The organism is Sphaerotilus montanus (assembly GCF_013410775.1).
Classification (GTDB): domain Bacteria; phylum Pseudomonadota; class Gammaproteobacteria; order Burkholderiales; family Burkholderiaceae_C; genus Sphaerotilus; species Sphaerotilus montanus.
In genome coordinates this window covers 3,206,109-3,227,088 of sequence record NZ_JACCFH010000001.1, presented here as the reverse complement: position 1 = coordinate 3,227,088, position 20,980 = coordinate 3,206,109, and the positions used below count along the sequence as shown (strand labels likewise).

Sequence of the window (20,980 nt, the reverse complement as noted above, 5' to 3'; positions counted from 1 at the left end):
GCAAGGGGATCGGTCACCGCACCCGCTCCGGGTGGGTATAGACCGTCGCCCGATCGCCCCGCACGAACCCCGCCAGCACCAGCCCGGCCGACTCCGCCGTGCGCACCGCCAGCCCGGTCGGCGCGGATACCGCCGCCAGCAGGCCCACGCCCGCGCTCGCCGTCTTGTAGACCATCTCGTAGCTCGCCCGGCTCGTCACGGCGATGAAGCCGTCGGCCGGATCGACCTCGGCCAGCGCCATCGCGCCGATGAGCTTGTCGAGCGCGTTGTGGCGGCCGACGTCCTCGCGGACCAGCCGCACGGCGCCGTCCAGCCCGCACCAGGCCGCGGCGTGGGTGGCGCCCGTCGCCTGCGACAGCGTCTGGTGCGCCGGCATCTCGGCCATCGCGCGGGCCAGTGCCGCCGTGGCCACGACCACCGGCGCCACTTCGCGCCGCACGGGGCGGATCGCCTCGGCCAGGCTCTCGGTGCCGCACAGGCCGCAGCCGGTGCGGCCGGCCAGCGTGCGGCGGCGCTCCTTGAGGCGCATGAAGCAGCGCAGCGTGACCTTCAGCTCCAGCGAGATCCCCTGCTCCGGCACACCCGCCAGCGACTCGGACACGCTCAGGTCGCTGGGCGTGGTCTCGCAGTCGAGCAGATCGTCCGCGCGGTCGATGATGCCCTCGGACAGCGAGAAGCCGAGCGCGAAGTCCTCCAGGTCCTGCGGCGAGGCCAGCATCACGGCGTGGGAGATGCCGTTGTAGACCAGCGCGACCGGGACTTCCTCGGCCAGGCCGGCGGACTCGTCCCGCGCCGCCTCGGTGCCCAGGCGACGCACCACGCGGTGGATCAGAGGCGCCATACGCGCAGCCCCGCAGCCACCAGCGCCGGCGCGTCGAACGCCGATTTCACGTCGATCACGCAGCCGCCCTTGACCAGCTTGCGCACCAGGTCCTCCGCGCCCAGCGTGCGGAAGCGCCGGTGTGCGACAGCCGCGACCACGGCATCCGCGCGCGGCAGGTCGTCCCAGCCCAGCAGGCGCACGCCGTATTCGTGCATCGCCTCGTCCGGGTCCGCCTCCGGGTCGTGCACGAAGACCTCGACGCCGTAGCTGCGCAGCTCCTGGATGATGTCGACCACCTTGCTGTTGCGCAGGTCGGCGCAGTTCTCCTTGAAGGTCAGCCCCAGCACGTTGACGCGCGCGCCCTTGATGTAGCTGCCCGCGGCGATCATCTGCTTGACCGTCTGCTCGGCGATGTACTTGCCCATGCCGTCGTTGATGCGCCGCCCGGCCAGGATCACCTGCGGGTGGTAGCCGAGCATCTCGGCCTTGTGCGTCAGGTAATAGGGATCGACGCCGATGCAGTGCCCGCCCACCAGCCCCGGGCGGAAGGGCAGGAAGTTCCACTTCGTCCCCGCCGCCTCCAGCACCTCGGTGGTGTCGATGCCGATCTTGTCGAAGATGATCGACAGCTCGTTCATCAGCGCGATGTTCAGGTCGCGCTGGGTGTTCTCGATCACCTTGCAGGCCTCCGCCGCCTTGATGCTGCTGCAGCGGTGCACGCCCGGCTCCACCACGGTCAGGTAGAGCGCGGCCACCTTCTCCAGCGTGGCCGGCGAGTCGCCCGCCACCACCTTGATGACGTTGGTCAGGCGGTGTTCGCGGTCACCCGGGTTGATGCGCTCGGGGCTGTAGCCGACGAAGAAGTCGCGCTGCCAGACCAGCCCCGACACCCGCTCCAGCTCCGGGATGCAGATCTCCTCGGTCGCGCCCGGGTAGACCGTCGACTCGAACACCACCACCGCGCCCGGTTTCAGGTTCGGCCCGATGGTGCGGCAGGCGCCGAGCAGCGGGCCGAAATCGGGGATGCGGGCCTCGTCCACCGGGGTCGGCACGGCCACGACGATGAAATCCGCCTCGCGCAGCGCGGCCGGGTCGCAGGTGTAGCGGGCGTGGGTGGCCTGCGCCATGTCCGCGTCGGAGATCTCGCGCGACGGGTCGGTGCCCGCCTGGCAGCGGGCGATCTTGTCGGCGGAGATGTCGAAGCCGATGGTCGGCAGGTGCTGGCCGAACTCGACGACCAGCGGCAGGCCGACATAGCCGACGCCAAGGACCGCGACAGTGGGAGAAGACAAGGTGGGGTGCATGCGGGGACGGAAGAGGATTCGGTTCAGCCGGGATTGTGTCCGACCGGCGTGAAAACCGATCGGTACCGGTGATTTGCCGCGGCCCCCCGCATTCGCGGCTGGCGCGCAGGCGCGCCCCTTGCTTACGATGCCACCGTGTTCGGGATGTGGTCTGCGGGCTCACAGGTGGAGCCTGACCACCACCGATTACGCGAAAAAATGCAACAAACACCCCCGGTGTGGGGAAGTGGGTACCGCCGAGCGCCCAACGTCAAGCACACTTCCGGGCGCGTGAGTCAGTGAAATAACAGGGGAAACAACCGATGCCAGCCGACGTACAGATCCATAACATCCTTCGCCCGGTGCAGTACGGTCCGGAAGGGTTGCATCTGAACAGCCCGGCCAACGCGCTGCCCTTCTCGGCGCCGCCCCCCTCCATCCCCGTCTTTGCAGCCGCGCTGCTGGAGCCGCTGCTGGCCGTCGCCGCGCTGCTGACGGTGCATTTTGCGCACGGGCATGTGCTCGACCGGGCGTCGATGCTGCTCTCCATCATGGTGATGCTGCTGGTGTTCCCCGGCACCAACCGCTTCTACGAGAACCGCCTGAACGCGCTGGTCGACATCGTCGTGGCCTGGGCGACCGTGCTCGCCATCCTGCTGCTGTGCGGGTTCGCGACCCGGAGCTTCCGCTTCTTCGATACCTCGGTGCTGATCTGGTGGTCCGTCGCCACGCCACTGGCGCAATACGCCAGCGTGCTCATCGGCGGTGCGCTGATGCGCCAGCACGCCCGCCGTGCGGACGCCCGCCGACCGGCCCTGGTGATCGGCGCCGGCACCCTGGGCGCCAAGGTGGCCAAGATCCTGCAAGACCGCCGCGCCTACGGCCACGACTTCGTCGGCCACCTGGAAGACCGCGACGCCGCCCGCTGCGCGCCGGAGACGAGCGAGCACATCGTCGGCAAGATCGGCGACGCGCTCGACTGCATCCAGCGCCACCACGTCAAGGACGTCTACATCACGCTGCCGCTCAGCGCGCAGCCGCGCATGGACCAGCTGATCGCCAACCTGCACGACAGCGCCGTCTCGATCTACTTCGTGCCCGACGTGGCCGGCGTCAGCATCATCCAGGGCCGCATGCGCAACATGGACGGCGTGCCCGTGGTCAGCCTGCTGGAAAGCCCGTTCGTCGGCATCAACGGCCTGTTCAAGCGCGCCTCCGACATCGTGCTGGCCAGCCTCATCCTGGTGCTGATCTCGCCCATCCTGCTGGCGGTGGCCATCGGCGTGAAGCGCAGCTCGCCCGGCCCCATCGTCTTCAAGCAGCGCCGCAATGGCGTGGACGGCAAGGAGATCATGGTCTACAAGTTCCGCTCGATGCGCGTGATGGAAAACGGCGCCAAGGTCACCCAGGCCACCAAGGGCGATCCGCGGGTCACCCCGTTCGGCGCCTTCATCCGCCGCACGTCGCTGGACGAGCTGCCCCAATTCATCAACGTGCTGCAAGGCCGCATGAGCATCGTCGGCCCACGCCCGCACGCCGTCGCGCACAACGAGCAATACCGCGAGCTGGTGCAGTCCTACATGCTGCGGCACAAGGTCAAGCCCGGCATCACCGGCTGGGCGCAGGTGAATGGTTACCGCGGCGAGACCGACACGCTGGACAAGATGATCGGGCGGGTGCAGTACGACATCGACTACCTGCGCAACTGGTCGCTGACGATGGATCTGCGGATCATCGCGAAGACGGTCAAGCTGACGTTCTGGGACAAGAACGCGTACTAATCACAGCTGGCAGATAAATAAAAATTTACGCAATAGATACCGTAGTCACATCAACTATTAGCAAAAGCGCAAATAAGAATTTTTAAAGCAGCCCTGCTGTAGCTCAATTACCGCATATTCAGCAGGAATAATTTTAAATACAAACATTACAAACAATGGCACTAGATCTAACAGCAATCATTTTAACAAAGAATGAATCCATTCATATTGAGCGCGCCTTAAAAAATATTCAAGGCTTAGCCAAACATGTGGTAGTAGTCGATTCATTCTCCTCAGACAACACTGCAGAAATCGCCAAGGCCCACGGCGCAACAGTCCTGCAAAACAAGTTCATTAACTATGCAAAACAATTTCAATGGGCACTCGACAATGCAAATATCCAGACTGCGTGGATACTTAGGCTAGATGCAGATGAACTAATAGAATCTGACCTGCGAGCAGAACTTGAAAAAAAACTCCCGGTTCTACCCGCCGATGTAGTGGGAATCAATCTCAAGCGCAAACATATTTTTATGGGCAGATGGGTTCGCCACGGCGGCCGGTACCCATTAGTTCTACTCCGAATCTGGCGCCATGGTCATGGCCGCATCGAAGACAGGTGGATGGACGAACACATGGTGATCTGGGGTGGCAAAGCCATCACACTGGAAGGTGGTTTTGCAGACCATAACCTGAATGATCTTACCTTCTTCACCACCAAGCATAACGGATACGCGACTAGAGAAGCAATCGACGTACTTATCCAGCGGAGAAATATATATAAACGTGACGACGCGCTTAATACTAAAAGCGCCTCGATTCAAGCCGCCGTCAAAAGAATGATGAAGGAATCAATTTACAATAAACTACCTTTTACCATCAGTGCTCTTTTATATTTTATCTGGCGATATTTTTTTCAAATGGGATTTCTAGATGGCAGAACTGGTTTAGTCTATCATTTCTTGCAAGGGTACTGGTACAGATTCTTGGTAGGTGCCAAGCTAATGGAGTTAGAAAACGCACTAGATGGAATAACAGACACAGAAGAAATAAAAACTCGACTACTAGAAATCACGGGACACAATTTAAATGCGTAAACAAAATTATGTATGAAATTTATCGGTGAAAATTTTGCTGTAGAATAAAAATACGTCGCCAGACAGAACCTGACGCAAAAATTATTCTAACGCGAGGATGGCAAAAATTATTAGCATATCCACATCAATATTTATGGAAATCATCCTCGCCGCACAACAATTTCCGCAGTCTACAACATTTTAAAACACTACAAACTACTTCAATGACTTTCGCTCTCCGTCAGTTTTAAATAATTAAATTCTTTTATATGCGATATTTTTATAGAGATATTTGAGTAAGTTGCCTGTAATGTGGCGGCTTCAGGACTGTAGACGACAGATTTAGGTGCATTTACCAAATCGTGACCGACCCATACAATGATATTTTGCTCATCACCTACATTCCAAAATTTTTGCTCGCCAAAGCCTTGCTGAATTGAATTCCATTTCGGCCAAACAGACGGTTGAATCCTCTGTTCTGGTTCAATTGCACTCCCCCCAAAAGAGCTGAAAAATTTTACAATTAGTTCACCTGATTTATACGTATCGGTACTTGGATCATAAATTATTTGATCCGGACCTAGCGTTGTACTAATTAAACTCAATTCTGTTTCCATTGCTCTAGCCGCACTGATACTTACTACGCCAGTAATGCCGTCACTTTTTGCGTACCATATTTGTTGAGCCATGAATGGCGTATCAATGGATTTTGGCTTTGGTGTACTATTTATTACAGCCGGATGAATTTTATATTTTATTGCGTATGCTACTCCGTGAAGGCCTTCTTTAAAGGCACCATCATCCTCAGGGGCCGACAAAAAAAGTGTTTTTGAGGTTTTTTCAGTGGTTTTTATTTTTGGCGTTACAGCTCTCATTGTGGAACAGAATGTCGCGCTCTTCAGATTGCAGTAACGAATACCAACAAAGGTGTTGCGAAGGCCACGACCTTCGACGAGGTCCGTGTAAATACTATTCTCTTCGGAAAAATATCTTTTAGCATCGGCATCAAAGAAAAATCCGTGCGGAGATTTTAAGAAATTTACTTCTTCAAAGCTTGGATTTATCCACTCTGATATGTATGCGCTAGATACTCCAGATTCTTTTGAAAAATATTTATTATCTATTTTCAATATTGCAGATAATTTTTTACTTTTACTGATACGCTCTGCCAACTGAACTGCCGATTTAGGTATTGGTTGCCAGAACTGCTTCCACCAAGGATCTGCAGTATAACTTGGTTGGCCATTATCAGACAAAATCTGATCCCAGTACTTAACTGATGACTTCAGTATAGCGAGCGCCCGCGCACTTTTTGTTATTTCGTAGTATCTTGACAATATAATTTCTGTTATATAATGATAAACTGGAGACTCCGTCTCTTCACCAACATAATGCCATCCGCCACTTGGCATTAGTTGGTTTTCAAGTCCTTCCAAGGCTTCTTGCTCATCGTGCTGAAATTTTTCACTCTGGCTGATGTTTTTTGCTAGCGCGCATATCAACAAATAGTAAACATCTTGATTTGGATATTTCTTAAAAATTGCTGCGCCCAAATCCCATGGCACTCTTCCGTGATATGCCTCATATTGAAATTCAGCCGCTATCAAAGCTTGCGATTTCCAGTATAAAATTTCTCTTGGATAATCTTCAATGCGTTCCGCAATGGTGATAGCATCAAGCAGTGGTGCGAGTACGAATCGATTTACATTTGGGTCCCCATCTATTTTTCGAGATGGGTTCCACCAAGTTCCATCTGGCTCCATGCTGTCTATTAGATATCTAATCTGTTCGGCAGATTTTTTAATTAATTCCCGCTTATTTTCACCTTGCGCTTTACTTGCTGCACTTGTTAAAAACACTGTATTTTCTGCAATTACTCTATACATCCACGACGATTTTACTATTTTTTTATCAAAGCCAGCAGCAATTGGCTCCACCTGTTGAGCGCAGACCGTCGCCGATAGTGCAAATAAGAAATTTACAGCAGCAGCCAAAATTAAATTTTTATATGCCACACTCATAATTTGGATAAATTTCAGCGCTGAAAATTTAAAAAATAAAAGCGGATAATAATCCGCTTTTATTTTATCGAATGGGTGATTATCGCCCGATGGAGAGATAGGTCAGCCCGAACGAGCGGATGAGCTCCGGCTCGTAGAGGTTGCGCCCGTCGAAGACGATCTTGTCCTGGAGGCTGTCGCGGATGGCCTCGAAGTCGGGCGTGCGGAACTCCTTCCACTCGGTGACGATGAGCAGCGCATCGGCGCCTTCCAGGGCCTGCTTCTGCCCGTCGGCATAGCTCAGGCCGTCCCAGCCGGTCATGACACGTTGCGCTTCGGCGGCCGACACGGGGTCATAGGCCTGCACCTTCGCGCCACGCTTGAGCAGCTCGCCGATGATGACCCGGCTCGGTGCCTCGCGCATGTCGTCGGTGTTGGGCTTGAACGCCAGGCCCCACATCGCGAAGGTCTTGCCCGACAGGTCTTCGCCGTACCTGGCGACCACCTTGTCGACGAGGACCATCTTCTGCTCCTCGTTGACCTCCTCGACCGCCTTGAGCATCTTCGAGGGGATGCCCATCTCGGCCGAGGTCATGGCCAGCGCCTTCACGTCCTTGGGGAAGCACGAGCCGCCGTAGCCCGCGCCCGCGTACAGGAAGTGCGTGCCGATGCGCGGATCGCTGCCGATGCCCACGCGCACCAGTTCGATGTCCGCGCCCACCTTCTCGGCCAGCCGTGACAGCTCGTTCATGAAGCTGATGCGGGTGGCCAGCATCGCGTTGGCGGCGTACTTGGTGAACTCGGCGCTCTTGACGTCCATGATGAACAGGCGGTCGCGGTTGCGCACGAAGGGCTGGTAGAGCGCGCGCATCAGCAGGATGGCGCGCTCGTCCTCGGCGCCGACCACGACGCGGTCCGGGCGCATGAAGTCGGCGACGGCCGCGCCTTCCTTCAGGAATTCCGGGTTCGAGCAGACGGCGAACTCCATCTCCGGCAGGCCGCGCTTGGCCAGCTCGTCGGCGACGGCGGCGCGCACCTTGTCGCCCGTGCCCACCGGCACGGTGCTCTTGTCGACGATGACCTTGAAGTCGGTCATCGAGCGGCCGATGTTGCGCGCGGCGGCGGTGACGTACTGCAGGTCGGCCGAGCCGTCCTCGTCGGGCGGGGTGCCGACCGCGATGAACTGGATGGTGCCGTGGGCGACCGAGCGTTCGATGTCGGTGGTGAACTCCAGGCGGCCGGCGGCGACGTTGCGGCGCACGACTTCGAGCAGGCCGGGTTCATGGATCGGGATGCCGCCGTCGTTGAGGATCTTGATCTTGGCCGGATCCACGTCCAGGCACACCACGTGGTTGCCCATCTCCGACAGGCACGCGCCTGTCACCAATCCGACGTAGCCGGTGCCAATGACGGTAACTTTCATGTAGTTGGTTCCTATGTTTTTAAGAGTGCCGGCAAAAAGCCAGTTCAAAGAATGCAGGGGTTAGCCCTGATTGGCGAGTGTCGGACGCACGAACAATGCCAGAAGGGCGCTGTTGGTAGCAGGGTCGGCAGTCCGCATCGGGAAGGTGAAGAGCCGAAATCGATGGTGTACGGGCGGGAGAAGTCAGACTCGGCCACAGGAGTGAGGACGCCTGCGAACAGGATCGGGGTACAGACTGCGGAGCACGGCATCTACTGATACACCCAGCATATTTACTTTCACAAAACACCCTCAATGCAATCCACATGCTTGTGCAGCGACATAGTATTGTCGAAACATTTCACAGAATTATCCCTAAACTCCTGATACAAATCAGGGTTTGTAATCCAGCAGTGCATCGCCGCATAAAATTCATCAAATGTCCGACCAGAGACGATTCCCGCAGAGTAGGCACTAACCCGTTTGTGCACATTTACATGTTCGGACAGGAGAACAGGCGTCCCAACTGAAAGTGATTCAGCCACCGCCAATCCAAAATTCTCTTGAAAAGATGGCAAAACAAATAATCCAATAGATGTGAGCATATGGTGTTTTGTCACACCATGAACATTACCCAACCACTCTACTTTTTTTGATATATTTAAAATTTGGCACTTATTTTTCAAAAAATCCACATAATCTTTTGCACCGGTACCAGCAATACGAAGTCTAGCCTCTGGAAATTCATTGACAACTTTAGCAAAAACATCCAACAACAACTCTATACCTTTTTTTTCATGTATCCGCCCCATATAACCAAATGTATAACGGTCAGATAAAAGAATATTTTTCCTGGGAGCACCTACGCTGACAGCACCATACGGAACAACACGCCCAGAAACACCAGAGAATGTAAATTGTGATTGAGCCGCAATTAATTCATCTTCAGCGGTAAAAAAAGCATTCTGAGCAGTCCTATAAAGGGGCAACTCGACAAATCGCCAATACAATTTCTTTGCGATAAATTTAGCCTTTTTTACATCGCGGTCCCAAACGTCTAAAGATCCATGAGGCATGACGATAAACTTATCCGCGGATTTTCGCGCCAAGCGATAGGCCAAGCTGGGCCATTGCCATATTCCATGAATGATGGTCAAGTCAAAGCGGGAGCGATTAGAAACGAGCCAAAAAAAATATTTAATATTAAACGAGAATCCACCAATACCCTTTCCTATCGGGATATATAGGAAATTCAACGAGCGGGGATCAATGGGTGGATGAGCGGCATCGTCCAGAGTCAGCACAGTAACGTCGTGACCACGGGCCGCCAAAATAGAAGAGCTTTCTCGTACGCTGTAGGCTGGCCCACCTTTGGATGGATCCAAGCTTTCGATGATGCGTAATATTTTTGCCATTATAAAACTTTCAATGCTGCTTTTAATCTACGAACAAATGCCGGGTGATTAAACTTATCAGAAATTTTACGCCGGCCATTCTCCACCATCTTGCGTGCAAGTACTGGATCATCGATTAACTTAGCCAAGGCTCGACACAGCACAGCAGGCTCAACAGGATAAATCACTAATCCATCCACACCGTCATCGACAACTTCAGGTATCGCTGTCGCCTTTGCTGCTATCACAGGAAGACCATTCTTCCACGCCTCCAGATAAACGATACCAAAGCCTTCTTTCTCCGAAGGCAGAACAAATATCGAAGCAGATCGATAAAGTAAATTCAATTGATCGTCAGAAACTTTTCCATGGAAAACAACCTGCGTATCTACTGCCAAATCAGCAGCCAACGCCTTCAGTTCTCCCAACAATTCTCCATCTCCAACCACGTGCAGGGTCGCCACAATACCAATTTTCTTCAACTCGGCTATTGCTGAAATTACAATATTCACATTCTTTTTTCGCTCACTCCCACTCAACCGAGTCACAGTCAGAATAGTTGCGGAAGACCGCACCGCGGCATCGACGGGAACGTCACTAACATCGACATCAATAACATTAGGGAAATTTATTATTTTTTCAGCTTTATAACCCGTGTGGTCAACTATTTTCTTGGCAGTAAATTCACTGACCGACAATATGTGATCAACACACTTTCGAAGAGCCAAAGGCTCCCACCAGCGATACGCCCTGAACTCAGCCCCCCCCCACACCTCTATGCCATGCGCGATCATGTACACAGACGCACGTGGATTCAATAATCTAAACAGAACAGCCAATGGAAGAAAATTAATATGCCCAAGAATTATTCGTTGCGCACGGACCGCCGATAACAATGATCGCCAAGCAAATCCAGCTGCGGCACCAGAGAATGACTCCATCACAACACCAGGCATGTTATTCGGAAGATCCCGCGTCGAATCCGAACGAATCATAACCTCAACTTCACACTCAACATCATCACATGATATCTGACTCAAAGATTGGATCAAGCGGGTATTAAATCTTTGTATACCCCCGATTGAGGAAAATGCACCCTGCGCAAGAAACACGACTTTCATAGCCAAATCCTCTCGAATGATACAGCGGTCAGATTTATAACAAAATAAGCCACAATAAATACAAAACCAGCTGCACCTACACTTCGCACGACACGATAACGCACAGGATAGAATTTTATAGATAAATAGTATGAGACCGAAAACGCCATGAGATTAGCTAACAAAAATGCCCCAGCAACCCCGATACCCATCCACCGCAGAAGTCCGACACATCCAATAGAAACCGTCACCAAACTCAGCGACTGAACCACTATCTGATACTTTGTCACGCCTTGCCGCATCAAGCCTGCGTTCGTCAAATGCACCAACATTTGTGTAAACGGTACGGCAAGCAGCAATGAAGCCAAGAGCATGCTGCTTTGCATTCCTGGGCTAAAAATATTGATAGTCCAAGGCAAAACCACAAGAAAAATTGCACTCAAAAAAGCGTACAGAGCGCAACTTTTAATCATGACACTATTAGCCCGTTCATTAAAATGGGCATCCCCCTTTGCCATTGCACGGTAGCGCTCGGCACCCCACCAAATTGCCAATGGTGAAACCACAAAATTCCCAACCAAGGCGACAGCCTTCAAGTGAACGTAATATTCGAGCAAAATATCTTGTCGGACAAAATTTGCAAGTAGATATCTGACAAGAAAATCTTGGAACGCAACAAGAGCGCTCGCAATTGTCAAAGGAATTCCGAACTTGATGGCATCAAATACAAGATTTTTTTCAAAAACAGCACGAGCATCTTGTTTTTTTGAATCAAAAACTGCTGTACCCCAAATAATTACAGCGAAGATAAAAGCAGCGATGCAAAATCTAATCAACAAAAAATTTTCAATTGACTCATTATTATTTTGTTGCCAACCACTCGCGGAAATATATGAAACCGTCATCCAGGCAATGACAATCAACAACGGCCTAGCAACCGATGCAGAGTAATAAATTTTTAAATCATTGGAAGCGCGCGCATAGTAAATCACATAACCCAACATAACCTCTGTAATTACATTGAGTAGAAACAATAAAACAGTATTTTTATCAAAAATAAATAATGCCGCCGCACCGAAAATCAAACACCCAAGCGAGACTAAAGACAGTGCGCTGATATGCGAGTAAAAAACATTTTTCCGATCAAGCTTTGCCTCGCAAAGCTGCTGAAGTACAGCATGTCCAAGGCCAAGCATCAGCAACTGGCCAAGCAAAACCAGCGCAGGCTCCATGACGATCCATGAAGCCATCCCGTCGTCACTCAGAGTGCGAGTCAATAGCGGAACCAAAACAAAGCCGCTAGCAGCAGAAAACAGATTAGCAATAGCATAACCAAAAGGCCCTAAAAATATTTTCAAGATATCCTCATATTAATATGAAATTAATCAACAAAACAACAAGACGCAATAATTAAATGCGCTGTAAAATATTATTTTACAGATTGCCACAATATCAGTAAAAATTATCGAATTTTTGTTTTATTAAGAAAAGGTATCGCGACTCAAGGGTCGCCCAAAAATATGCCGAAATCAATATCAATGAAACAACAAAGAAAGACAGCAGCAACATAAAAAAATCACTCCCGTACCCCATTGAGTTCAAATACAAGAGCCCTCCTGCATAAACACTTACAATTATAGGAAAATGCAGCACATACATCGCAAAAGAAATTTTTCCAAGAAACACAGAAAAATTACCGCAGAAAAATATTCGAATAGGATCAATGACGTATATACAATACACAAAAAATGAAGCAAGTACTGCATGCCCGAAATTACCTTCGATTATTTTTCTCAAATAACCAAAGAATCCATCAAATTCACGCGCTTGTAATACCGAAACAAATAAACATGAACATAACAATCCAACAGACAACCAAGAGCGAAAGCGCTTATTTTTCAAATACCCAGCAGACCTAAGAAAACCCAACAGCACTCCATATACAAACAACGCATAAGTTGCCGACAAGAAAAACATTAAAATAGTAAGCCCAACAAGAAAAGTTACTCTGTGTTTTTTATTTATTTCAGATATTACCAATAAAACAGAAAACACCAACAAAGACCCTAACATCTCGACTGACATAGTCCACAAAAACGGATTATAAGATATATTTTTATCATACTCAAAATACACATCCCGCAAAGAAAATTTAATACACGCGTATAGAGATGGTTCAAAATTTAAAAACCTACCATACCAATCTTGCCTACCCAGTAATTCCGCAACATCAGATGTAAAAGTCAAGCCCAAACTCATAAGACAAAAAACCATCAAACATGAGACTAGTATTGGAATTGTTAGCCTAACGTATCTTTGCAAAATTATTTTTGACGTAGGTCGCAATGAATTTGAGCCAAAAAAAGAAACAGATAAAGCATCACCTGAAAGAATAAAAAAAATAAATACCATTAGGTGCCCATCAAGAACAATGGAAAGCCACGGTGAACTCACCAACGGCCAAACATTTACCATACTCTCTCGAAACACATGAAACAATACAACAAACAAAGCAGCCCAACCACGCACACCATCAATATAACTTAGGCGAATTACGGGATTTGTTTCAGTCATTTAAAATAAGTTTAAACTGTGCAAAATTGAGTCAAATAATTAAAATTTAATCCACACCCAGCAATTATTTACCTAACCCTAGCAAAACTAGATGACACATTAATCACAAAAACATATAAATAGAGTACAGCCAAAAAAGATACAGTGTTTCTTATCGCATAGATAATTGTAGTATCGAGAGTCTGTTCCGGAAATGGCAAAAAATATACGATCGCCACCACAGGAACAACACCACCATTCAATCCACCAAAAACCATATCACCAATCATTATAAATACGCCAACAAATATCGCGCAATAAAAAACAGCCCCCAAAATACCTCCGATAACATACCCATTAACAACTTGACCCATAACCGGTCTCGCTATATTACTGGAATTCCTCAAACCATAAGCCCACGCAATCAAATCCCCATTGGTATATGGATCTTTCGACACAAGCGGCAAAGAAGCATTAACACCCTTTTGAAATGTGTCACTTATTGAGTATAATCCCTGCAAATTATCCACTCTAGCAACTTGGTCAACCACCGAAATCAAAGAATACCTATCTGCATTTATTGTATTTGGATAGAAATATGCATAATCAGGTCTAAATGATATTTCAAACCCTTCGGCAATTGAATTTTGCAATTTAGAAAGCTTCTCAATTGAAAAATTATTCTCTACCACTAACTGAACAGCCCCCGCCACGCGATCGATCACACTCAAATTAGCGGCGTCTTGTCTCATTATGTGCACCACTGGACCCATATAAGCTAACAATAAAACCATACCAAGCGATCCAGGCAATATATATTTATATTTTATTTTAATATTAAAAACATACGCGCTAAACAATATTGTAAGCATCACGTCAAATAGTATTTTTTTTACGTTGCCGACAACACTTAAAATCACTGCAGAAACCATCGCAACAACAAGCCATTGCACAGCCCATAATCTGCGAGGGCCATTAATTGACCTAACCAATACTGAGACCGACAACAAATAAACCGGATGAAATACACTAAACCCCCCGAACCCCTCCCCCTTCTCCATTCCAGACTGCGCAGCTGATGTGTAATACAAATGCAGAAATTGCGTAAAAATTCCAATCAGCAGAAGATATGGAATAACAGGATGAGAATGATAGTTAACCAACGCCAGATTAATCTTATTTGTAAAAATCGCCTTATTTGTCAGAATATTTGATGCAGTAGCCACAAGAAAGACCGCCCCAGTACATAAAAACACTATCAGGGCACTATACTCAGGAACAATCAAATTATCTTGCAATGGCTGAAATAAAAATGCTTTTAAAATCATCGACCCCCAACCATAGTAAATAGTCCACAACACTACTACGCAGCCACCGAACGACATTCCATTAATTGACAAGGAGAATATCCCCATCGCACAAACCGCCAGCAATAAAAATATTACCAAAATGCTAGATCCAATTATCAAATGAATCACAGCAAGAAGTGTCAAAATTACCCAAGCAGCAGAATATTTCATAGTTTATTTTTAGGTATTTGCTCGGCAAGTATTTTCATAGGTGCAAACTTGATTTTTGACGACTTGAATATGAACTGTGTAGAAAATTTTGCCAGTATTAATGCCAATATGGCTCATTAAATTAATCTCAATCGCATCTATTTAACAAAAAATTTAAATGCACTTATTTTTAATATTTATCGCAAGCACTGCATTATAAATAATTAACACACAACACAAAAATAAAATGCGGAAAATTACAGGGGACTTACCTCGGCCAATAAAACGAATGACAAAGATTGATTTTTGCCCATATAAACAGCAATTTTGAATTGTGTTTTTCCAATACAAAATATCGCATTGCATAAAATTTGCAGCTCTTTAGTCGCAAAGACCACTGCTTTTTAATTATGTGCAACGCGATACTCTTAAGCTGTGGCAAAAAACCACATCACCTACTCATCGAGATTATTCGTGATGATCAAATGCTTGGAAACCAGCCATCTTGACTAAGCTATCCTTGCGCGCTGCCGTGTAATCCGCCTCGATCATTTCCTTGACCAGTTCCTCGAACGTCGTCGTCGGCGTCCAGCCCAGCTTGGCCTTGGCCTTGCTCGGATCCCCCAGCAGCGTTTCCACTTCCGTCGGCCGGTAATAACGCGGATCCACCTTCACGATCACGTCGCCCACCTTGACCTTGGCCTTGTCGCCGGTCACGGCCGCCACGACGCCAATTTCCTTCTCGCCTTCGCCTTCGAACTTGATCGTGACGCCCAGTTCAGCCGCCGCGCGCTCGACAAACTGCCGCACGCTGTATTGCACGCCGGTGGCGATGACAAAGTCTTCGGCCGTGTCCTGCTGCAGCATCATCCACTGCATCTCGACATAGTCACGGGCGTGGCCCCAGTCGCGCAGCGCGCTCATGTTGCCGAGGTACAGGCAGTCCTGCAGGCCCAGCGAAATACGGGCGATGGCGCGGGTGATCTTGCGAGTCACGAAGGTTTCGCCGCGCAGCGGGCTTTCGTGGTTGAACAGGATGCCGTTGCAGGCGTACATGCCATAGGCCTCGCGGTAGTTCACCGTGATCCAGTAGGCGTACATCTTGGCCACGGCATACGGGCTGCGCGGGTAGAAGGGCGTGGTTTCCTTCTGCGGGATTTCCTGCACCAGGCCATACAGCTCGGAGGTGCTGGCCTGGTAGAAGCGGGTCTTCTTTTCCAGGCCCAGGATGCGGATGGCTTCCAGGATGCGCAGGGTGCCGATGCCGTCGGCGTTGGCGGTGTATTCCGGCGTCTCGAAGGAGACGGCCACGTGGCTCATGGCGGCCAGGTTGTAGATCTCGTCGGGCTGCACCTGCTGGATGATGCGCACCAGGCTGGTGGAATCGGTCAGGTCGCCGTAGTGGAGCGTGAACTGGCGGTTGTCGACGTGCGGATCCTGGTACAGGTGGTCGATGCGGTCGGTGTTGAACAGGCTGCTGCGGCGCTTGATGCCGTGGACCTCGTAGCCCTTCTTCAGGAGCAGTTCCGCCAGATACGCGCCGTCCTGGCCCGTCACGCCCGAGATCAGGGCAACCTTCTTGTTCGTCGACATAGCTTCGTTACTTCCGTTGAAAAATTTGAGTGGAATGGAGAGATGGATCAGGCGTTGTGAAACGGCGCTGACTCGTAAGCAAGGCGGATACCGTCGCGCAGACCGGTCCTGGCCGTCCAGCCCAGGCCCGCCAGGCGGCTGACGTCGAGCAGCTTGCGGGGGGTGCCATCCGGCTTGGTGGCGTCGAAGGTGATGCGCCCGCGGAAGCCGACCACGTCCATGACGGTCTCGGCCAGCTCGCGGATGGTGACGTCGGTGCCCGTACCGATGTTGACCAGCGGGCCGTCGTAGCCACGCTCCATCAGGTGGACGCAGGCGTCGGCCAGATCGTCCACGTACAGGAACTCGCGCATGGGGGTGCCGCTGCCCCAGACGACGTATTCATCGTCACCGCGCAGCTTGGCCTCGTGCGCCTTGCGCATCAGTGCGGGCAGCACGTGGCTGTTGGCGAGGTCGTAGTTGTCGTTCGGGCCGTAGAGGTTGGTGGGCATGGCGCTCACGTACTGGCGGCCGTACTGGTGGTTGTAGGCCTCGGCGAGCTTGATGCCAGCGATCTTGGCGATGGCATATGGCTCGTTGGTCGGCTCCAGCGGGCCGGTGAGCAGGTAGTCTTCCCGGATCGGCTGCGGGCAGTCGCGCGGGTAGATGCAGCTGGAGCCCAGGAACATCAGGCGCTGCACACCGGCGAGGTGGGCGCCGTGGATCAGGTTGGCCTCGATCAGCAGGTTCTGATAGAGGAAGTCGGCGCGGTAGAGGTTGTTGGCGTTGATGCCCCCGACCTTGGCTGCGGCGATGAAGAGGTAGTCGGGCCGTTCCTGCTCCAGGAACGACAACACCGCGCGCTGGTCCAGCAGATCCAGCTCCGCGCGGCTGCGGGTGATGACCTGGGTGTAGCCGCCGGCCTGCAGGCGGCGCACCAGCGCGCTGCCGACCATGCCACGGTGTCCGGTCACGAAGATCTTGGAGTGCAAGTCGATAGTGTTCATTGGAGATGCGGGTGGATGCGTCCGTGCCTCTGGACACCGGCACGCACTCAAAAGTGATTCAAGAAGTAACTTTTGCGATCGACCGCGCAAGCCACCTGACGACAAGATCTGTCGGATCTTCGCCCGGAGGGCGGTGCTGCAGGGATGGCGCACAGCGGGAGCAGATTGCGTGCCGGATCTTAGTAGATCGGATCCGGATCACCGGTGTCCAGCGCGCGCTTCGGGATAAGAACTGGAAACGAGTCGTTTTTCTCACGGTCAATGAGTAATCACCCGTGTTCACGGTGCGGCGTGTGTTCTGACCCATGAAGGGACAAAGTGGTGTACTAAACTGCGGCGTCGTTTGGGTGCGACATCGGGCGCAGATCTTGCTCGGTCCACCCCGGCACACAACAACACCGCGGGAGAACAGCAGCGATGCGGATTCTGATCCATGGGATCAACTTTCACCCAGAGCCGACTGGCATCGGCAAGTACTCTGGGGACATGGCCGCCGGCTTGGTGGCGATGGGACATCAGGTCCGCGTGGTCGCCGCCCCGCCGTACTACCCCGACTGGCGCATCAGCGACGGCTGGGCCAACCGCTATGCACGCCATGCCTGGAGCGGTGTCGATGTGTGGCGCGTTCCGCTGTGGGTGCCGGCCGCGCCGTCCGGCCTCAAGCGCATCGTTCACTTACTGAGTTTTTCAATTGCGGCGCTGCCTGTGTTGGCGATGCAACTGTTCTGGCGCCCTCAGGTGGTGATGGTGGTGGCACCGGCACTGACCTCCGCGCCCGGCGGCTGGCTGACGGCGCGCCTGTCTGGCGCACGCGCCTGGCTGCACGTGCAGGACTTCGAGGTGGACGCCGCCTTCGAGCTGGGCCTGATCAACGACACCGGCCTGGTGCGCAAGGTGGTGACGGGCATCGAGCGCTGGCTGCTGAAGCGCTTCGACCGCGTCTCGACCATCTCGTGGCGCATGCTGGACCGCACGAAGGCCAAGGGCGTGGGCCAGGAGCGGCTGGTCTTCCTGCCGAACTGGGTCGGTGACCAGGCGGTCGATGACTTTGTCGGCCAGAGCCGCTACCGGGAAGAGCTGGGCATTCCGGCGGACGCCGTGGTCGCCCTGTTTTCGGGCACGCTGGGGGGCAAGCAGGGTCTGGACCTGCTGCCGGAGGCCGCACGGCTGATCACGGACCACCCGCAGCTGGTGGTGGTGATCTGCGGTGACGGCGTGATGAAGCCGCAACTGGAAGCCGCCTGCGAAGGTCTGGCGAACGTGCGCATGCTGCCGCTGCAGCCGGCGGAGCGGCTGGCCGAGCTGCTGCACATGGCCGACATCCACCTGCTGCCCCAGAACCCGGGGGCGGCGGATCTGGTGATGCCCTCGAAGCTGTCCGGCATGCTGGGCAGCGGGCGCCCGGTCGTGACCACGGCAGAGGCCGGTACCGAACTTGCACACGTCGTCATGGAGTGCGGCCGCGTCGTGCCGCCCGGTGACGCAAAGAGTCTGGCGCAAGCGCTGGTCGATCTGGCAGAACAGCCACGCCTGCGGGCAGAACTGGGCGCCAAGGCCAACGAGTACGCGAGAAAGCACCTGGTTCGTTCCGTGGTGCTGGGCCGGCTCAACATGTGCCTGCAAGCGTGTACGGACCACACGATTGCGGGGGTTGAGCTTCCCTTGGAAACCACTCAAACTTCTGGTAGGAGTGGATAATTTCACTTCAGTTGTTTATTTCAATTTAAGGAGCGGAAGCATGTCTTCTCAGTTCAAGATTCAGGGATCGCTGAAAGCACTCATGGCAGCAGCGACGATGGCGGTTCTGTCGCTGCCCGCGATGGACGCCAGCGCACAGCGCGCACCGACCATCAGCGGTGGCCGTGGCACGCCGACCGTCGTGCGCCCGGCTCGCCCGATGGTGCCGCCCCGGCCGGTGGTGGTAGTCCCGCCGTGCAAGCGCGGCGGCCCCGGCATCACCCCGTGCTGATGCAGATTGGCTGACACACAGGAGCTTCCTTGAAGAAGTTCTCATGGGCCCAGCAGGCCGAACGCGGTCTGCTGGGCTTTTTCATGGTCGCGCTGGTGTGGCTGCCGTTGCCGCTGGCCAGCAACCGCCAGTGGGCGGTGGCGCTGTTCGCCGCCATCGTGTGGCTGCTGCTGGCCGCGGGCGGGCTGTTGCGGCTGAACGCAAGCACCGCACGGGCCGACGCACCCCGCACCAGCTGGGGCGGGCACCTCGTGCTGGCCCTGCTGGTGCTGCTCACCGCGTGGACCAGCCTGCAGCTGACCCGCTTCGGCTACACCGAAGATGCGCACGAGACACGGATCTACGCCCTGCGCTGCATCGGCTATGTCGGCGCCTTCTGGCTGGTGCAGTTGCTGGTGACGTCCGATCGGCGGCGCATGGCGCTGCTCGCCGGCCTGCTGGGCGCGGGGGTGGTCCAGGCGCTCATCGCCATGGTGCTGTTCTCGGGGTCGGCCCAGTACGAATACCTCGGCTCCAGTTTCGCGCAGGGCACCCGCGCCACCGGCACGTTCCCACAGGCGGATGCGCTGGCGAACTACATGCTGCTGACCTTCTCCGCCGGCCTGGCCGTCATGCTGATGCAGATGGGCGCGGCACGGACCGGCCCGCCGGGCAGAGCGCGGCAGCACCGGTTGCATGCGGCGATCGAGTTCATGATGTCCGGCAAGATGGTGGTGCGCCTGATGCTGATCACGCTGGTGATCGCGCTGGTGCTGACCCGCTCGCGCATGGGCAACGGCGCCTTCTTCCTCGGCCTGCTGCTGGTCGCGGCCTGGGTGATGGCCCGATCGCCGGACCTGCGCAAGTCGGCCGCCATCCTGGTGGTGAGCCTGCTGGTGGTCGATCTCGTCGTGATCGGCCAGTGGGTCGGGCTGTCCAAGGTGCTGAACCGCATGGAAGCCACCGAGATCGCCGCGGAGGCTGCCTCGGCCGTGCCACTGGAGCCCGCCACGGCGACCACGGCGCCACCCGTGCGACGGGAAGAAACGCTGGAAGAACGCACCCGCCCGGTGCGCGACACCCTGGCAATGATCCGGGAACGGCCCTGGACCGGCTTTGGCGGGGGGGCGTTCTACAACGCGTTCACCCGCTACAAGGTCGAATCACTGCCCCTGCCCTACAACCACGCGCACAACGACTACGTGGAGATCGCCGCGGATGTCGGACTCCCGGGGCTGCTGCTGCTGGGGGGGGTCGCCCTGCTGACCGCCCTGCGCGCCATTCAGCTGATGCAGGACCGCAGTTCACCCCACGCACGGGGTGTCGCAGCGGGTGTCGGCATGGGATTGATCTGCGCCCTCTTGCACGCCTTGGTGGATTTAAATCTCCAGATAAACGCCAATGCAATGGTGCTCACCGTACTATTGGCCGTGGTCTGGAGCGTACCGACAAAGCGCACAACCACGTCACTTCGGTCTAGGTAGTCCACTTCATGAATCAAATCCAAGTTGCTGCGCCGGCTTCACCGGTGCAGATGGCTCCTCCTTTTGCGCCGGTACAGTT

General features: G+C 53.6%; 16 protein-coding genes. 5 read left to right on the top strand and 11 right to left on the bottom strand.

All coding sequences use genetic code 11. From position 1 onward, the window contains the following. Window positions 1–13 precede the first annotated feature (13 nt). Both fdhD and BDD16_RS14755 read right to left on the bottom strand, forming a co-directional pair. A complete protein-coding gene (fdhD, locus tag BDD16_RS14760; protein WP_179634642.1) occupies window positions 14–841 on the bottom strand; it encodes a formate dehydrogenase accessory sulfurtransferase FdhD in 828 nt (275 codons plus the stop codon). Beyond that, the gene (locus tag BDD16_RS14755) at window positions 829–2,115 is read right to left on the bottom strand and encodes a nucleotide sugar dehydrogenase (protein ID WP_246332561.1); all 1,287 of its coding nucleotides are present in this window, start codon (window positions 2,113–2,115) and stop codon (window positions 829–831) included. The genes fdhD and BDD16_RS14755 overlap by 13 nt, the downstream gene beginning before the upstream one ends. Before the next feature lie 314 nt (window positions 2,116–2,429). Between BDD16_RS14755 and BDD16_RS14750 the strand changes: the two genes are divergently transcribed. Beyond that, entirely contained in the window at window positions 2,430–3,887 is a 1,458-nt protein-coding gene (locus BDD16_RS14750; RefSeq protein ID WP_179634640.1) for an undecaprenyl-phosphate glucose phosphotransferase, read from the top strand. Window positions 3,888–4,042: 155 nt separating this feature from the next. Next, window positions 4,043–4,963: a glycosyltransferase family 2 protein gene (locus BDD16_RS14745; RefSeq protein ID WP_179634639.1), complete on the top strand. Its 921-nt coding sequence runs from the start codon at window positions 4,043–4,045 to the stop codon at window positions 4,961–4,963. A gap of 200 nt (window positions 4,964–5,163) precedes the next feature. On the opposite strand, the gene BDD16_RS14740 is transcribed toward BDD16_RS14745, so the two are convergent. The 9 genes from BDD16_RS14740 to BDD16_RS14700 form a co-directional block, all read right to left on the bottom strand. Next, entirely contained in the window at window positions 5,164–6,963 is a 1,800-nt protein-coding gene (locus tag BDD16_RS14740; protein ID WP_179634638.1) for a hypothetical protein, read from the bottom strand. Window positions 6,964–7,042: 79 nt separating this feature from the next. After that, the gene (locus BDD16_RS14735) at window positions 7,043–8,365 is read right to left on the bottom strand and encodes a UDP-glucose dehydrogenase family protein (protein WP_179634637.1); all 1,323 of its coding nucleotides are present in this window, start codon (window positions 8,363–8,365) and stop codon (window positions 7,043–7,045) included. 278 nt (window positions 8,366–8,643) lie between these two features. Further along, the gene (locus tag BDD16_RS14730; RefSeq protein ID WP_179634636.1) at window positions 8,644–9,729 is read right to left on the bottom strand and encodes a glycosyltransferase; all 1,086 of its coding nucleotides are present in this window, start codon (window positions 9,727–9,729) and stop codon (window positions 8,644–8,646) included. A 29-nt stretch (window positions 9,730–9,758) separates the two neighbouring features. Beyond that, a complete protein-coding gene (locus BDD16_RS14725) occupies window positions 9,759–10,859 on the bottom strand; it encodes a glycosyltransferase family 4 protein (protein ID WP_179634635.1) in 1,101 nt (366 codons plus the stop codon). Further along, window positions 10,856–12,196, bottom strand: a complete 1,341-nt coding sequence (locus tag BDD16_RS14720; protein ID WP_179634634.1) for a polysaccharide biosynthesis protein — start codon at window positions 12,194–12,196, stop codon at window positions 10,856–10,858. Before BDD16_RS14720 ends, BDD16_RS14725 begins: the two co-directional genes overlap by 4 nt. A 94-nt stretch (window positions 12,197–12,290) precedes the next feature. Further along, window positions 12,291–13,412 carry an acyltransferase family protein gene (locus tag BDD16_RS14715; RefSeq protein ID WP_179634633.1) on the bottom strand — a complete coding sequence of 374 codons (1,122 nt, stop codon included), beginning with the start codon at window positions 13,410–13,412 and terminating at the stop codon, window positions 12,291–12,293. A 68-nt stretch (window positions 13,413–13,480) separates the two neighbouring features. Beyond that, on the bottom strand, window positions 13,481–14,911 hold the full coding sequence (locus BDD16_RS14710; RefSeq protein ID WP_179634632.1) for a hypothetical protein: 1,431 nt from the start codon (window positions 14,909–14,911) through the stop codon (window positions 13,481–13,483). 447 nt (window positions 14,912–15,358) lie between these two features. Beyond that, on the bottom strand, window positions 15,359–16,483 hold the full coding sequence (gene gmd / locus BDD16_RS14705) for a GDP-mannose 4,6-dehydratase (protein WP_179634631.1): 1,125 nt from the start codon (window positions 16,481–16,483) through the stop codon (window positions 15,359–15,361). A gap of 47 nt (window positions 16,484–16,530) precedes the next feature. Beyond that, window positions 16,531–17,469, bottom strand: coding sequence for a GDP-L-fucose synthase family protein (locus BDD16_RS14700; protein ID WP_179634630.1), 939 nt, complete (start codon window positions 17,467–17,469; stop codon window positions 16,531–16,533). Between the two features lie 417 nt (window positions 17,470–17,886). On the opposite strand from BDD16_RS14700, the gene BDD16_RS14695 reads away from it, so the two are divergent. From BDD16_RS14695 to BDD16_RS14685, 3 genes are read left to right on the top strand one after another with little or no spacing between them, the layout of a single operon-like run. Continuing rightward, the gene (locus tag BDD16_RS14695) at window positions 17,887–19,167 is read left to right on the top strand and encodes a glycosyltransferase WbuB (protein ID WP_179634629.1); all 1,281 of its coding nucleotides are present in this window, start codon (window positions 17,887–17,889) and stop codon (window positions 19,165–19,167) included. A 40-nt stretch (window positions 19,168–19,207) separates the two neighbouring features. Further along, on the top strand, window positions 19,208–19,438 hold the full coding sequence (locus tag BDD16_RS14690; RefSeq protein ID WP_179634628.1) for a hypothetical protein: 231 nt from the start codon (window positions 19,208–19,210) through the stop codon (window positions 19,436–19,438). 29 nt (window positions 19,439–19,467) lie between these two features. Next, window positions 19,468–20,901, top strand: coding sequence for an O-antigen ligase family protein (locus BDD16_RS14685; protein WP_179634627.1), 1,434 nt, complete (start codon window positions 19,468–19,470; stop codon window positions 20,899–20,901). Window positions 20,902–20,980 lie beyond the last annotated feature (79 nt).

Excerpts from the sequence above, each read along its gene's own strand:
- BDD16_RS14695 (WP_179634629.1), top strand. The coding sequence starts at position 17,887 with ATGCGGATTCTGATCCATGGGATCAACTTTCACCCAGAGCCGACTGGC.
- BDD16_RS14750 (WP_179634640.1), top strand. The coding sequence starts at position 2,430 with ATGCCAGCCGACGTACAGATCCATAACATCCTTCGCCCGGTGCAGTAC.
- gmd (WP_179634631.1), bottom strand. The coding sequence starts at position 16,483 with ATGTCGACGAACAAGAAGGTTGCCCTGATCTCGGGCGTGACGGGCCAG.
- BDD16_RS14725 (WP_179634635.1), bottom strand. The coding sequence starts at position 10,859 with ATGAAAGTCGTGTTTCTTGCGCAGGGTGCATTTTCCTCAATCGGGGGT.
- BDD16_RS14740 (WP_179634638.1), bottom strand. The coding sequence starts at position 6,963 with ATGAGTGTGGCATATAAAAATTTAATTTTGGCTGCTGCTGTAAATTTC.
- BDD16_RS14735 (WP_179634637.1), bottom strand. The coding sequence starts at position 8,365 with ATGAAAGTTACCGTCATTGGCACCGGCTACGTCGGATTGGTGACAGGC.
- fdhD (WP_179634642.1), bottom strand. The coding sequence starts at position 841 with ATGGCGCCTCTGATCCACCGCGTGGTGCGTCGCCTGGGCACCGAGGCG.
- BDD16_RS14700 (WP_179634630.1), bottom strand. The coding sequence starts at position 17,469 with ATGAACACTATCGACTTGCACTCCAAGATCTTCGTGACCGGACACCGT.
- BDD16_RS14715 (WP_179634633.1), bottom strand. The coding sequence starts at position 13,412 with ATGACTGAAACAAATCCCGTAATTCGCCTAAGTTATATTGATGGTGTG.
- BDD16_RS14710 (WP_179634632.1), bottom strand. The coding sequence starts at position 14,911 with ATGAAATATTCTGCTGCTTGGGTAATTTTGACACTTCTTGCTGTGATT.
- BDD16_RS14690 (WP_179634628.1), top strand. The coding sequence starts at position 19,208 with ATGTCTTCTCAGTTCAAGATTCAGGGATCGCTGAAAGCACTCATGGCA.
- BDD16_RS14745 (WP_179634639.1), top strand. The coding sequence starts at position 4,043 with ATGGCACTAGATCTAACAGCAATCATTTTAACAAAGAATGAATCCATT.